This window comes from Ignavigranum ruoffiae, from assembly GCF_900110675.1.
GTDB classification, from domain to species: Bacteria; Bacillota; Bacilli; order Lactobacillales; family Aerococcaceae; genus Ignavigranum; species Ignavigranum ruoffiae.
Window position 1 is genome coordinate 1 of the sequence record NZ_FOEN01000017.1, and the last position, 15,109, is coordinate 15,109.

Annotated in this window: 13 protein-coding genes; 10 read left to right on the forward strand and 3 right to left on the reverse strand. The window is 40.3% G+C overall.

Features of this window, described 5'->3' with window-relative positions:
* The first annotated feature begins 557 nt into the window (after positions 1-557).
* Positions 558-968: a hypothetical protein gene (locus BMX34_RS08930; protein WP_092572681.1), complete on the forward strand. Its 411-nt coding sequence runs from the start codon at positions 558-560 to the stop codon at positions 966-968.
* Between the two features lie 20 nt (positions 969-988).
* On the opposite strand, the gene BMX34_RS08935 is transcribed toward BMX34_RS08930, so the two are convergent.
* Positions 989-1,192, reverse strand: coding sequence for a hypothetical protein (locus BMX34_RS08935; protein WP_092572682.1), 204 nt, complete (start codon positions 1,190-1,192; stop codon positions 989-991).
* A 432-nt stretch (positions 1,193-1,624) separates the two neighbouring features.
* On the opposite strand from BMX34_RS08935, the gene BMX34_RS08940 reads away from it, so the two are divergent.
* Both BMX34_RS08940 and BMX34_RS08945 read left to right on the forward strand, forming a co-directional pair.
* The gene (locus tag BMX34_RS08940; RefSeq protein WP_092572683.1) at positions 1,625-1,984 is read left to right on the forward strand and encodes a hypothetical protein; all 360 of its coding nucleotides are present in this window, start codon (positions 1,625-1,627) and stop codon (positions 1,982-1,984) included.
* Between the two features lie 116 nt (positions 1,985-2,100).
* Positions 2,101-3,081 carry a glycosyltransferase gene (locus BMX34_RS08945; protein WP_092572684.1) on the forward strand — a complete coding sequence of 327 codons (981 nt, stop codon included), beginning with the start codon at positions 2,101-2,103 and terminating at the stop codon, positions 3,079-3,081.
* A 129-nt stretch (positions 3,082-3,210) separates the two neighbouring features.
* Here BMX34_RS08945 and BMX34_RS08950 read toward each other — a convergent pair whose 3' ends face one another.
* A complete protein-coding gene (locus BMX34_RS08950; RefSeq protein WP_159428915.1) occupies positions 3,211-3,954 on the reverse strand; it encodes a CpXC domain-containing protein in 744 nt (247 codons plus the stop codon).
* A 144-nt stretch (positions 3,955-4,098) separates the two neighbouring features.
* On the opposite strand from BMX34_RS08950, the gene rpiA reads away from it, so the two are divergent.
* From rpiA to BMX34_RS08965, 3 genes are read left to right on the forward strand one after another with little or no spacing between them, the layout of a single operon-like run.
* Positions 4,099-4,794, forward strand: a complete 696-nt coding sequence (gene rpiA / locus BMX34_RS08955; RefSeq protein ID WP_092572686.1) for a ribose-5-phosphate isomerase RpiA — start codon at positions 4,099-4,101, stop codon at positions 4,792-4,794.
* 20 nt (positions 4,795-4,814) lie between these two features.
* Positions 4,815-6,119 carry a pyrimidine-nucleoside phosphorylase gene (locus BMX34_RS08960; protein WP_092572687.1) on the forward strand — a complete coding sequence of 435 codons (1,305 nt, stop codon included), beginning with the start codon at positions 4,815-4,817 and terminating at the stop codon, positions 6,117-6,119.
* A 59-nt stretch (positions 6,120-6,178) separates the two neighbouring features.
* Positions 6,179-9,094, forward strand: a complete 2,916-nt coding sequence (locus BMX34_RS08965) for an insulinase family protein (RefSeq protein ID WP_092572688.1) — start codon at positions 6,179-6,181, stop codon at positions 9,092-9,094.
* 322 nt (positions 9,095-9,416) lie between these two features.
* Here BMX34_RS08965 and BMX34_RS08970 read toward each other — a convergent pair whose 3' ends face one another.
* Positions 9,417-10,784: an FAD-dependent oxidoreductase gene (locus BMX34_RS08970; RefSeq protein ID WP_092572689.1), complete on the reverse strand. Its 1,368-nt coding sequence runs from the start codon at positions 10,782-10,784 to the stop codon at positions 9,417-9,419.
* Positions 10,785-11,130: 346 nt separating this feature from the next.
* Here BMX34_RS08970 and BMX34_RS08975 point away from each other — a divergent pair, with 346 nt between their 5' ends.
* The 4 genes from BMX34_RS08975 to nrdF are packed head-to-tail and all read left to right on the forward strand — an operon-like array spanning position 11,131 to position 14,959.
* A complete protein-coding gene (locus BMX34_RS08975; protein WP_234971716.1) occupies positions 11,131-11,364 on the forward strand; it encodes a glutaredoxin family protein in 234 nt (77 codons plus the stop codon).
* 2 nt (positions 11,365-11,366) lie between these two features.
* Positions 11,367-11,753: a class Ib ribonucleoside-diphosphate reductase assembly flavoprotein NrdI gene (gene nrdI / locus BMX34_RS08980; RefSeq protein ID WP_092572691.1), complete on the forward strand. Its 387-nt coding sequence runs from the start codon at positions 11,367-11,369 to the stop codon at positions 11,751-11,753.
* Entirely contained in the window at positions 11,734-13,959 is a 2,226-nt protein-coding gene (gene nrdE / locus BMX34_RS08985; RefSeq protein ID WP_234971717.1) for a class 1b ribonucleoside-diphosphate reductase subunit alpha, read from the forward strand. The genes nrdI and nrdE overlap by 20 nt, the downstream gene beginning before the upstream one ends.
* A 10-nt stretch (positions 13,960-13,969) precedes the next feature.
* Positions 13,970-14,959, forward strand: coding sequence for a class 1b ribonucleoside-diphosphate reductase subunit beta (gene nrdF, locus BMX34_RS08990; protein WP_092572692.1), 990 nt, complete (start codon positions 13,970-13,972; stop codon positions 14,957-14,959).
* Positions 14,960-15,109 lie beyond the last annotated feature (150 nt).

Here is a 15,109-nt window from a genome sequence, read left to right on the forward strand (position 1 = left end):
CCCTTATGAGGTTTTCATACGCTGTTTCTATAAAGAAAGACAAGCTCGCGCACACGTGCCCGCTTGACAACGAGCCTCCTTCGGCATGGTTTTCTTGGTAAGGCGGTCAATGACCCATTAGTGAACCAAACTACCATGCCTCAGCTCATTGTCAAGCCGTCACTGGCAAAGAGGATTAATGTTACATAGCTAGTTACCCGAGGTGGCTAACTTATACTTGAAATTTACAATGAAATTATTTTCAAAGTTTCTCATATTATTAGTATATATTTCTTTTATTTCGAAAGTAAGTTTTTATTTAATTACGAAACAATTATTGTTAGTGGTTTTAAGTGGATTTGTGTTATTATATCGGCAATATCTTTTGTATTAGTTTTTATTGTATTTGGGTACTCTAAAGAGAAAAATGATGATTTAATTGCTGAAATTGCAAAAAGAAAAGTAAGAGAAAATAACCAAGCATATATTCAAGAATATCAACAGAGAAAAGATTATTACAAACAAAAACAGATTGATTTCATCGTAAAGAAATCTAGAAAGAGGGGAGATAAAAGAAGATGATTATAGGATTTATTTTATTGCTAGTCATTCTGTGGTTTTTGTCTCTATCCATTGAAACGTATTCCTTTTTTAAGAAAAATGGAATTAAATTCAATAACATTATCAGTTACCTTCTCCTACCATTTTTATTGCTAGAGCTCCACATAAAAGTTATCCATTTGGAAAAGGATAAAAGATCATCTCTAAAAATTTTAGGGTCCTTCTTTGTGAATTATCGGCTGGCACTAATTTTTATCACTGAGTTAATATTAGAAAATATTGCTTTATTAGAAGCCACCGGCTCTTCTCCCATTTTAGAACAAGTGACTGCCGAAGAGACTGGTCGTGAACCCATGATTAATAAATTAATTGATTTGATGAATTTGCCAATCACTCCTAAGACTTTTGGCAAAATGATTGTTGCATAAAAATGGAAGCACAGCCTTTTTTATAGGTTGTGCTCTTTTTTTATGTTTTCGGCATAGTTTGTTAATTTTATCGCGTGAGAAAAACGCATATTTTCTAACTTGGTTTCTCCAGTTTGGAAACGTGAAATCGTAGATTGAGCGATCCCTGTATCCTTAGCAATTTTATATCCGGATTTATTGTTAAATAACCATTTTATAGTATCTAAATTAGCTATATCTGCCATCTGATTTCCTCCTTATGATAAGAATAGAATTAAAAGCGATTTTTGATCGCTCACATTCCCAACCCCCTTTCTTTTATAGTTGAGCTCTTTCTCAATCTTACAAATATATTGTTTAATTTAAACGGTTTAATGTCAAGGGTTTATAATTTTCAGAAAAATAAGTCCAAATGAATAGTAGTCAAATATATCTTAATAACTCTCGTTCCGAAGTGGAATGAGTTTTTTCTGTTTGATAAGGGCAAATCATTAGTTATTTCATCTAAAACTATGGAAACTGGTGGAAAACTATCTTTAATTAAATAACCAATTGTAAAGTAATGGCAGCCTATAATCTTTATCAAAGATTTACATTAAATTTACATAAATTAAGTAATCAATTAATAATGGTTTGATACACTTAAGTTGGTAAAGAGAACGGATAAGGAGAGGCCCATGTTAATTCAGCAGAATCAATTCAATATTAAAGCCAATCACCACCGGACTAAGGACTTTATTATCGAACGATTTAATGTGCCAGCAGATTTGTTAGGTTTGCGGGTAAACTTTCAATGTGAACATCATCAGGTTCAGTGTGCATTTATCTATGATAGTCAATATAATCTGCGTTTGGAATTAGAGAATCTCGGTTCCCGGCAAGGCTATTGTATTCATGAACAAGTGGACCAATCGAGTCCGGCCAGTCAGCCCGGCAAGATTCTACCGGGGGAATGGATCATTGCCATGCAGGTAACTAACCAAGATCAGGGCCAAGCTGGCGAAATTCGTTATCGGATTGAAGGCCTAGAATCCTAATATATTCACAAAAAAATACTTGAATTTCATCAGCCATCTTGCTATTGTTTAGGTTATTATCAAGGTTGCTAACCCTTGGTCTGATGAAAGTTTAGGGTTCTAGGAGGCCATAATTTATGAAAGCAAATGTAATTAGCATTATAGTACCTTGTTATAACGAAGCGTCATCTTTGGATGCTTTTATTCAAGAAATTTTTCATACGCAAGCATCTCTGCCCGATGTTTTCCTCGAAATTCTCTTTGTGAATGATGGATCAGCGGATGATACCCTCGTTAAGTTGAAAGATTTAGTCAAGCAATATCCTGAACGGGTGAATTATCTTTCTTTCTCGCGGAATTTTGGTAAAGAGGCGGCCATTTTAGCCGGTCTTGACCATGCAGAAGGGGAGTGGGTGGCTATTATGGACGTTGATTTACAGGATCCTCCTCATTTATTAGTGGAGATGTTCCGACTTGTCAAGGAGGAAGGACATGATGTCGTGGCCGCTATCCGTTCGAACCGGGAAGGAGAGCCGCGGATTCGTTCTTTCTTCGCTACCCAGTTTTATAAGTTATATAATCGAATTGCTCAGGTTAAGTTAGTTGAGGGAGCACGTGACTATCGCTTGATGAATCGTCAAGTGGTGGAAGCTGTCCGCTGTTTGCCGGAGCGGAATCGCTTCTCTAAGGGCTTGTTCTCCTGGGTTGGTTTTGATACAGCCTATGTGCCATATCCTCATGCCCCCCGGCTAGCTGGAGAGAGTTCTTGGTCTTTTATCAATCTGGTTGATTATGCGATTGATGGCATTATTTCTTTTTCGGATCGTCCCTTAACCCTGGCTTCTTTTATTGGTTTTGTCAGTTTTATCATTGCACTAATTATTGGCTTGGTGATTGTTATCCGAACCTTATTATTTGGTGACCCTACACCGGGTTGGCCTTCGCTTGCGGTCCTAGTGATTGGCATGGGCGGTCTGCAACTCTTATCCTTAGGGATTATTGGTAAGTATATCGCTAAGATGTATTTGGAAAGTAAGCACCGTCCCCATTATTTAATTAAAGAACAGTCACTTTCTAACTCTGACAAGCAGGTTGATCACCCACACCATGTCTCATGAAAATCCTTTTGCTAGCCACTCAAGGAAAATTCCATAGCTGATATTTAATAACCCCCGTTATACTGACTAACTCAGTAGGACGGGGGTTCTTCTTGTAATGGTGGCGAATCTAAGCTTGGTTGAGCCAGATTATTTTCGGCGTTTAAGTTTCTTGGCGATCCGCTGTTGTTGGTGCTTAGTCAAAGGTTTCTCTTGTTGTTGATCAGCGTATTCTTTAACAGCTTGCCCTGGTTTCTTTTCTAATAGATTGGCTGCCCAGTGATGATCGACCACGATAAAATGACCTTGAGTGTCTTCATTGATGGCTTTCTTGTATTTATCTTCAGCAAAGTCCAACAAGGACTGATGGAAATCGACAATCAGACTATCAGTATCGGTAATATAAAGAAGTTTGCGTTCACCATGATGAAGATAGAAGTAACGGGCTTTCACCGAGTCTTCTGGTCGTTCTTTGGCAAAGATGCCATCGGTCAATAATTTCACGATTTCAATCACAATATCGTTCAGACCTTGGTCTAAAATTGAAACTTTCTCGACTAAGGAAGGAGCATCACGGACGACCCGCAAAGTATAGTTGGTCAGATCTTGACTAGATTGACGCATAAATTGGCCCAGGATTTCTTCCATCGCTTCTTTACGTTCTTCTAAATTAGGAATCAAGCTGACAATAAAGTGTTTTTCATGGTCCAGATATAAGAAATCAGAATCAATTTGACGTCGAGCGCCACATTGTTCACATTCAAAGTTAAAGATTTCCCCGGCCAAGAGTGAGGCTTTAGCTTCTGGATCAACTTGGGCATCGATTTTTGTCCATATTTCTTTTTCTTGTTCATGTTGGCAGACTGGACATTGGATGGTAACACGTTGTTTCATGGGATTCTCCTTCATCATTATCTTTGTTTTAGTATATCATATTATAATCTGTCCGCCTAAAATATGATATACTAAGCATATCTTTATTAAAGCTAAATGAGCTTGGCGCGAGCGATAGTGAATAATATTTATAGGAGGTAGGGCATGTCAGTCGCAAAAGAAACCGTTGGCCGCAAAGCAGTCGCTTATATAGAAAGTGGAATGGTGGTAGGCTTGGGAACAGGTTCCACTGCCTATTATTTCGTGGATGAACTAGGTAAGCGTTATGCTTCAGGTCAGATCAATCAGATTCGTTGTGTTTCCACATCGACTCAGACGGAACAACAAGCCCAGTCTTTAGGCTTGCCTACAGTCACTCTGGATGAAGTTAATCATATTGACGTCTTGGTCGATGGAGCTGATGAAACATTGGATTCCTTCTCAGGGATCAAAGGCGGAGGGGGAGCGCTATTATTGGAGAAGATTGTTGCTCAATATAGCCGGAAGATTATTTGGATTGTCGATCAAGCTAAGCGGGTGGACTATTTAGGGGCCTTCCCGCTACCCGTTGAAGTGGTACAATTCGGTGCTTGGAAGTTGTTCCATACTTTTGATAAGGCAGGCATGCAGCCGAGTTTTCGCAAGAAGGGCGTCGATTCTTTATTTATTACGGATTCAGGCAATTATATTATTGACCTTCATCTGGGAAAAATTGAACATCCGGAACAAGTCGCCTTTGAGTTAAAGAACATGGTAGGTGTGGTTGAACACGGTCTCTTTATTAACTATCCGAATATTATCTTGGTGGGTGACCAGCAAGGTGGCTATGAAACTATCGAACGACCTACCATCATCCAATAATAAGAAAAGAGGAACCGCTGATGAACATGGTTGAATTAATACAGAAGAAACAGGCTGGTAAGGCCTTAAGTCAAGAAGAAATCGATCAATTGATTGAAGATTATACGCAGGATAAGATTCCTGATTATCAAATGTCAGCCTGGATGATGGCGGTATATTTTCAGGGGATGACAGAAGAAGAAGCCAGTTATCTGACCATGGCCATGGCTCATTCAGGCGATATGATTGATTTATCGGCCATCCATGGCAAGAAAGTAGATAAACATTCGACCGGTGGCGTGGGTGATACGACGACGATTATCCTGGCGCCCTTAGTGGCTAGTTTAGGAATTCCCGTGGCTAAGATGAGTGGTCGAGGCTTGGGTCACACCGGCGGTACCCTAGACAAGCTGGAGTCGATTCCTGGCTTTAATGTGGAGGTTCCGATTGATGACTTTATCGATCAAGTCAACCGCCATCAAATTGCTGTGGTCGGTCAGACGGGGAACCTGACCCCAGCCGATAAGAAGATGTATGCCTTACGTGATGTGACGGCCACGGTTCAGTCGATTCCTTTGATTGCGGCTTCGATTATGAGTAAGAAAATTGCGGCCGGTGCCGATGCCATTGTACTGGATGTCAAGGTCGGCGAAGGTGCCTTTATGAAGACAGTGGAGCAGGCAGAAGCCTTAGCCCACCAGATGGTTCAGATTGGTCAACAAGTGGGGCGCAAGACCTTAGCCGTAATATCTGACATGAATCAACCCTTGGGTTGTGCGGTCGGCAATGCTTTGGAAATAAAAGAAGCCATTGCTACTTTAAGAGGCCAAGGACCTAAAGATTTGGAAGAATTATGTCTGCTTCTGGGCGGCCAGATGCTAGTAGCGGCCGATGCCTATACTGATTTAGACCAAGCCCAAGCAGCATTACGCCAACAAATTCAAAATGGTCAAGCTTTAGCGAAATTCAAAGAGTTCATTGAAGCCCAAGACGGCGATAGTGAGGTCGTTGACCATCCTGAACGATTAAGCCAAGCAGCCTATCAGATTCCAGTCTTAGCACCGAAGTCGGGTTATGTGGCCCATTGGCAGGCTCAAGCAATCGGCGAAGTGGCTGCTTTATTTGGAGCAGGCCGTCAACGCACGGAGGATCAGATTGATCCAAGCGTAGGCCTAGTTATTGAGAAGAAGATCGGCGATGCTGTTCAAGCCGGCGAGCCCTTATTAGTCTTACATAGCCAGACTGCTGATGTTGATCAATTGCGCGATAAAGTCTTAGCCGCGGTAACCATTCAAGATCAAATTTGCCCAACACCGACCTTGATTCATGAAGTGATTCAAGCTTAATACCAAGTTTGGATCTGATTCCTAAGCAAAGATTGTAAAAGATAATTGGAGGAATTTAGATGTCTTTTCGAAAGATTGAAGAACATGCATTGCCAGATATTCAATCGCTGGCTATCCTATATGAACATGAAGTAACGGGGGCAAAAGTCCTTTATCTGAAGAACGATGATCAAAATAAAGCTTTTACCATCGGTTTTAAGACCCCACCGAGCAGTGATAATGGGATTACCCATATTATTGAACATTCAGTCTTAAATGGTTCAGAGAAGTTCCCTTCCAAAGAACCTTTTGTGGAACTGATTAAGGGTTCTTTAAATACGTTTGTCAATGCGATGACTTTTGCAGATAAGACCATATACCCGGTGGCTTCAACCAATGACCAAGATTTTAAGAATTTGATGTCGGTTTATCTGGATGCTGTCTTTAAACCCAAATTGCGTGAGAATCCTCAGATTCTAGCCCAAGAAGGTTGGCATTATCATTTGGAACATGCCGAAGATGACTTAACCTATAAGGGGGTCGTCTACAACGAGATGAAAGGGGCGAATGCTTCTCCAGAACGCCAACTTTATAAGCAAATTTCTGCGCACTTATTAAAAGATAGTCTCTACCAATGGGATTCCGGCGGCGATCCTAGCGCGATTACCAGTCTGAATCAAGCAGATTTTGTTGCTTTCCATAAGCAATATTACCAGCCAAGTAATTCTTATACGGTTTTATATGGTGATCTAGATATTGACTGGGCTTTAGCTAGTCTGGCTGAATATTTTGACCAATATTCTAAAGAGGAGACCGTCGTTGGTTTAACGGTTGTTCCGCAGGGCGAGAAGATTAAAGAGCCGATTCGGTCGACCTATTCGTTGGCTGAAGGTGACAATCCACGAGATAAAGATTACCTAGCCATGTCTTGGTATGTAGCCAGTCCAGATGAAGTTTTAGATGGATATGGTTTGACCGTGCTGGCTGATATTCTCTTTGGCAATAATGAAGCGCCATTAAAGAAAGCCCTGCTCGAAGCCAATATTGGTGGCGATGTCCTGGCTGAATATGACGAAATGGGCTTTCCACGCTTATTTAATATTATTGTCAAATATAGCCAAGCTGAGCAAATGGATCGCTTCAGAGAGCTGGTTGAGACCAAGCTAAGTCAATTGGTTGAAGACGGAATTGATCCACAACTGATTAAGGCTTCCTTGAACAAGATTAATTTCCAATTGAAGGAAATGGCCATTTCAGAATCAAATCCGCGCGGAGTCATCTATGCGATGGCTGCCTATCTGTCCTGGCTCTATAATGAAAAGCCTTATGGCTTGTTGGAATTCTCTAAATATCTGACCAAATTAGAGCATTTGGCCGAGCAAAAATATTTCGAGAAATTGATTCAATATAAACTCTTAGCCAATCCACAAAAGATTGAATTGGTCTTAAGTGGAGAAGCTGGGAAAAACGATCGCCTTGAAGCGCAAAAATTAAAGCAATTGCAAGAGTATAAAGCCAGCCTATCCACCGAGGAAATTACCTCATTGGTGGATCAGACCCAAAGTTTATTAGCTCGTCAAGAACAAGCCGATTCGAAAGAAGATTTAGCGAAGATTCCTCGCTTAAGTAAGGCTGACTTAGAGACGGAAACCGAAGACTTGCCTTTAGTGATTGAAGACTTATGGGCGGATGAAGATTCAACATCAGCTAATCTCTTTTATTTTTCTGAGCAGTTCACTTCGGGTATTGACTATTTAGATTTGTATCTTGATATTTCTGATATACCAATGGAAGACTATAGTAGCTTGAAGTTATTAGCCAGTCTCCTAGGTAAATTGCCGACTCGTCAGCTTACAGCTGCTGAATTATTGACCCAAATAGACCTAAATACTGGCGGAATTTCAGCGGCGATTCAAATTTTTGAAGACTTAGACCGGACAATCAAACCTTATTTTGTACTGTCAGGCAAGGCCTTAAGGGCTTCGTTTGCTAAATTAGTGGCGCTGATGAAAGAAATTATGCTAGAGAGTCAAGTTGATCGAGAGAAAGAGATTCTTCAACGCGTTCAGAAATTGATTTCTAACTTCGAACAACGGATTAATTTCTCAGCCAATGCGCTAGCTAGCCAACGAGCGATTGGCCAATTATCGGCTAAGACGAAACTGGCTGAACAAGTGACTGGGATTGATTATTTCAACTATTTGAAGGCCACCCGAACTCAATTACAAAACGGACAAGGTCAACAAGTGATCAAGCAGTTACAAACCATGCTCGCCAAACTCCTCAAGCGAAGTCGAGCAAATGCCTTGTATATTGGCGATGCCGACCGGGCTCAAGCCGTCAAAGAACAAGTTGCTGACCTTTTCTTAGTTTTCGCTGATCAACCGATGGGAACGCGTCAGAATTACCCGACTGGAAAGCGACAAGATGAAGCCTTTGTGACCAGTCAAGATGTGAATTATGTCGCTCAAGCCAGCCTTGCTCAGCCTGAATTACAACATTCAGGTCAAATTGAAGTCTTATCGACCTTACTACGTTTCGATTATCTGTGGAATAATATTCGCGTTAAGGGTGGGGCTTATGGAGCTTCTTATAGTTTCCGTGTCTTAGGGGAGATGTTCTTCTCTTCCTATCGGGATCCGAATATCGCCAAAACCTTGGCGACTTTCCAGGGCACCAGTGATTATCTCGCTCAATTAGACTTAAGTGATGAAGAACTTGAAAAGAATATTATTGGGACCATGAGTGAAATTGAACGACCTTTATCAGCATCAGACAAAGGTCTTAAGGCTTTCGTGATGCATCAAGTCGGTCGAACGACTGAAGATATTGTGCGCTTGAAAGAGGAGATTATTCAGACCAATTTGGCTGATCTTCGCGCCTTGGCCCCTGAGTTTGCTGAAGTCCTGGCTGACCGGGCGGTAGTTGTGATTGGCAATCAGACAGCCATTGAACAAGCCAAAGACCAATTCCAGGTAATTGAGAAGTTATATTAATTTCATTATCTAATTAAAAACATTACGATCTAGATTGAACCATTGTTTCAGCTTGATGCGAGTTGGAATAGACCGGAGTGAATTTCTGGGTCTAGTCAATCTTTCAAATTAAACGACTCATTGTATTTATTAGACGATTGAATGGATTTCAGTCGTCTTTTTGTGTAGAAAATTGGCTGGCAGAATAAACTTTACGTTTTCCTTCTAAGAAGTTTGGAGCCACCATTCTCCGGCTTTGTCGACTGCTACTGATTTGCAAGCAAAAAGACCTAAGCACAACATAGGCTTAGGTCTTTGTTTAATGATTCAGCTGATGAAGGGATTAGAAAATTTCTTTATCTGATCCGAAGGTGAATTCTTCACCAATTGCTTGTTGAGCAAGAACGTTTAAGAAGTTCCAAGGGCGGTCATATTCTGGTTGGAAGAAGAAGTCAGCTAAAGCTAATTGTTCTAGTGTCCAGCCAGCAGAAATGGCTACAGAAATTGCATTGATTGACATAATCACGCTAGGTTCTTTAGACATTAATTGAGCACCCACGATACGGTGAGAATCTTTTTCGAAGTGGATCTTCATATGAACGGTTTCAGGATTTTGGATGAAGTCTGGAAGAATTTGTTCTTCATAGTACTTGCTATCAACTTCCTTACCGATTGTCTTAGCATCCACATCCTTAACACCGGTACAAGCGAAGTGATAGTCGAAGAGAGCTAGTCCAGAAGTACCAGATACTTCTACCATCTCCATCTTGTTGCCATGTAATAAGTTCTTGGCTGCAATAACTGCTTGACGACGAGCGTTAGAAGCTAAAGCGATTGGACGTTTGCCATGGTCTGGTGCAAATGGAATAAAGGTAGCATCTCCAGCAACATAAATATCTTTTTCTGAAGATTCTAAGTATTCGTTCACTTCCACGAAGCCTTTTTCGTTCATTGCTAAGGTATCTTTCAACCAAGCGGTATTTGGTTTAACTCCAACAGCCATAACAACGGTATCACATTCGTATTCACCTTTATCGGTAACTACTTTGCTAACTTTACCGTTATCGGCAACGATTTCTTTAACACCTTCGCCACCGTGGAATTTCATACCATGTTCTTCACAGTTCTTAATTAAGATGTCAGTGAATTCTTTATCTAAGTAAGTAGGTAGAATAGTAGGTTGGAAGTCGATAATAGTTGTGTCGATGCCATGTTTAGTGAAGGCTTCAGCCACTTCAATACCAATATATCCGCCACCAACAACGACAGCTTTCTTAGCCGTGTTCATACGTTCTTTAATCTTACCAGCCCAGTCACGTCCACGCATGTAGTAAACTCCTTCAGCGTCTAAACCAGGAACTGGAATTTCTACTGGAACAGCACCAGGACTTAAGAATAATTTGTCGTAGCTTTCAGTTTTTTCACCTTGTTCTGTTTTCACAGTGATTGTTTTCTTAGCAGGATCAACAGCAACGACATCACTATTCATATGGATGTTTACGCCTTGTTTTTTATAAGATTCTTCATTCGCATAGTGCAAGCTATCTAATGAAGGTGAGATATCCTCTAAGAAACTTTGAATCCCACATGATAAGAATGAAGCAGTAGTTCCGCGTTCATATAAATGAATTTCGGTATCGGGAGCGTCTTTCAAAATGGTTTGAACAGCTTCGTAACCAGCGTGTGATGTTCCAACTACGATAACTTTCATTGATTAATTCCTCCTATTAGTTAGATTAGCTTCACTATACCACAAATACGCTTTCAAACCAACGCAGCTTGCTCACTTTCACAAGTGAAAAGAGACGGTAATCACATTAAACAAGCATATATTTGATTTTATTTTACTTAGAATGCTTATAAATTAGGCTTTTCATCAACTTCTCATATAAGTTTCATTAATAGGCATATAAAAAGATTTTATTAAGAATCAGGCCTATCTTAAAGCCAAGTGAAAAAACGAACAAAAAATATGGCTTGCAATTGGAAAGAAATCAATATATAGTGTGTATGTCCCGGTTGGGAACACTACATATTGTGTTATAGGAGGAAATATGATGAATAAAACAATTACTTTATATACTAAACCTGGTTGTGGCCAATGCATGTTTACCAAAAAATTCTTAGAAAAAAACCAAATCACTTTTATTGAGAAAGATATTCAAAAATCAGCTCAAGCTTTAAAAGAGGTTAAGAACCTGGGTTATGCTAGTTTACCAGTAGTAGTGATTGATGGGCAAGAATCTTTCAGTGGTTACCAATCTGATCGCTTGCAAGCATTAGTCGGATAAAAATGGCTCAAATTGTCTACTTTTCCTTAACTGGCCAGACCCGACGCTTTGTTGAGAAATTACCCCAATATACGGCCTTAGAAATTGATCCAGTCAATCCATTTATCGAGAATTCTGAAGATTTCATTTTAGTCGTGCCAACTTATGAGCGGCCGGTTGTGGAAGTGGTGGATGATTTCTTACAAACGGCCGACAATCAATCTTATTGTCAGGGAATTTTTGGCGGCGGTAATCGTAACTTTGCCCAGTTATTTTGTTTTACTGCCAAAGATATGGCACGCGACTATCAGCTCCCCCTCTTACATCTTTTCGAATTTCAGGGTTCTGACTATGATGTCGATCAACTAAAAAACGCATTGGAGGCATTCCGTGAAACAACAAACCATTAAAAAAACTGAGGAGAAAACCTATTTTAAACTAAATAACCAATTGAATATTCCCATCGATGGTCAGATTCCGATTGCTAAAGACAAGGAAGCTGTACGGGCCTATTTCCTCGAACATATTAATATGAATACCGTATTCTTCCATTCTTTAGATGAGAAGCTTGGCTATCTGATTGAGCATGAGTATATTGATAAAAATATCTTCTTAAAATATCCGCAAACTGAAGAAAGCGCAGGATTAGCTGATAACCAAGGCAAAGATTTTGACTTTGATTTTGTAAAACAGTTGTTTAAACAAATTTATAGCCATAAGTTTCGTTTCAAGAGTTTCATGGGGGCTTACAAATTCTATACTCAGTATGCCTTAAAGACCAATGATGGACGGAAATATCTGGAGCGCTACGAAGACCGGGTGGCCTTTAATGCCTTGTACTTAGCCGATGGCGATCGTCAGTTGGCCCAGGATCTAGCAGAAGAATTGATTGAACAACGTTACCAGCCAGCGACACCAACTTTCCTCAATGCTGGTAAGAAAAGAAGAGGAGAAATGGTCTCATGCTTCTTAATGGATGTTGATGACTCAATGCTATCGATTGGTCGGGCCATTAATTCAGCCCTTCAATTATCACGAATGGGTGGTGGCGTGGGGACGAATTTGTCTAACTTGCGAGCAGCGGGCGACCCGATCAAGAAGATTGAGAATGCATCCTCAGGTGTGATTCCAGTGATGAAATTATTAGAAGACTCCTTCTCTTATTCAAATCAGTTAGGTCAACGTAATGGAGCAGGTGTGGTCTACCTGAATGTCTTCCATCCTGATATTTATGGTTTCTTATCTACGAAGAAAGAGAATGCTGATGAGAAGATTCGAGTAAAGACTCTGTCCTTAGGTTTAGTTGTTCCCGATAAATATTATGAATTAATCAAGACGAATCAGGCTATGTACTTATTCAGTCCTTATGATGTGGAACGGGTCTACGGTAAGCCATTCTCATACGTAGATATTACAGCAGAATATGAGAATATGGTGCATAATCCTGAAATTAAGAAAACCAAAATCATGGCCCGCGAATTAGAACAAGAAATCTCCCGCCTACAACAAGAATCAGGCTATCCTTATATTATTAATATCGATACGGTCAACCGAGCTAATCCGGTTGCCGGGCGGATTATTATGAGTAATCTCTGTTCAGAAATCTTCCAACCTCAAGAACCTTCCCGTTTAAATGATGATTTATCTTATAAGCAAGTTGGGACCGATATCTCTTGTAATCTAGGGTCAGCTAACTTAGTGAACTTATTAGCCGGACCAGATTTTGCTAAATCCATTGAGACAGCAGTGCGTGCTTTAACTACTGTGACCGATCATACCGACTTAGAAGAAGTACCCACGATTCAGAAAGGGAATCGCTTATACCATACGATTGGTTTAGGAGCGATGGGACTGCATACCCTCTTTGCCATTCATCAAATTGAATATGGTTCTGCCGAATCTTTAGAGTTGACTGATGCAATCTTCCGCTCAATCAACTTCTATACCTTGCAAGCCTCTAATCGGATTGCTCAAGAACGGGACGAGAGCTTCCATGATTTTGAGAAATCGGCTTATGCAGATGGGTCATATTTTGACACTTACTTGAAAGATGAGGTTGAGATTCAATCTGCTAAAGTTCAAGAAATCTTGAAAGATATTCCGGTGCCGACGGTTGAAGATTGGCAAGCTTTGAAGGATCAAGTTCAAGCGACCGGCTTATACCATCGAAATCGGATGGCCGTAGCCCCTAATGGATCCATTTCTTATATTAACGAGACTTCTGCCTCGCTACATCCGATTACCCAACGGATTGAACACCGACAAGAGAAGACCGTGGGTGCCATTTTCTACCCGGCGCCTTATTTATCCAATGAAACCTTGCCATACTACCGTTCGGCTTATGATATGGATCAGCGCAAGATTATTGATGTGTATGCTACTGCCCAGAAACATATTGACCAAGGAATGAGTTTGACCTTGTTTATGCGTTCTGAGCTTCCAGAAGGTCTTTATGAATGGAAGTCGCCTTTACAAAGTAAGATGACGACCCGTGATTTGAATATGCTCCGTAACTATGCCTTTAGTAAAGGGATTAAATCCTTGTATTATGTACGGACTTATACCGAAGATGGCGATATCATTGGTGCTAACCAATGTGAATCGTGCTTAGTTTAGGAGGATAGCGATGACATATTTACACTATAAGGCCATTGATTGGAATCGGCTTGAAGATGCTTTGGATAAATTTACTTGGGAGAAGTTAACTTCCCAATTTTGGTTAGATACCCGTATTCCTGTATCTAATGATTTGGACGATTGGCGTTCCTTGTCTTGGGCTGAACGCGATGTGGTCAACAAAGCTTTTGGCGGCTTGACCCTCCTAGATACACTGCAGTCTGAAGAAGGCGCCAACGTGATGCGAGATGATGTGCGGACGCAACATGAAGAAGCCGTACTGAATAATATATTATTTATGGAATCCGTTCATGCCAAATCTTATTCAACGATTTTCATCTCTTTAAATGATAGTCGCGATATTGACGAGATTTTCGATTGGGTAAATAATGATCCCCAATTACAATATAAAGCCCAAGTCATTCATCAGATTTATCAAGAAGGCAATGCCTTGCAGAAGAAGATAGCCTCTGTATTCTTAGAGTCTTTCCTCTTTTATAGTGGCTTTTACACCCCTTTATGGTATTTGGGTAATAACTTGCTTCCCAATGTTGCAGAGATTATTAAGTTAATTATTCGTGACGAATCGGTACACGGAACTTATCTAGGTTATAAATTCCAAATTGCTTATAATCAGCTGAAAGAAGATGAACAAGCTGAAATTAGGGATTGGATGTTTAGTTTGCTCTTTGATTTGATGGAGAATGAATTGGCTTATACCGAAACACTTTACGATCAAGTTGGCTGGACCGATGATGTTAAAATATTTGTTAAATATAATGCGAACAAAGCATTACAAAATCTAGGCTTTGAACCGCTCTTTCCTGAGGGAACAGCTGAAGCTGTCAATCCGGTAGTAATGAATGGCATCTCTGTGGAAACCTCAAACCACGATTTCTTCTCCCAAGTTGGTTCAGGCTATCTGATGGGTCAGGTTGAAGCCATGACGGATGATGATTATCAAATGTTACCAGATTTTGAACTTAAGGAAAATAATTAACTAAATTAAAACGACGAATGTGCTTTGTACTGACCCCCTAAAGTTGGACCGAATGATCCAACTTTAGGGGGTGTTTGTATGGCTAAATATAGTTTAGAATTTAAAATGAAAATTGTATCCGAATATCTTTCTGGAACCATCGGGATGAAG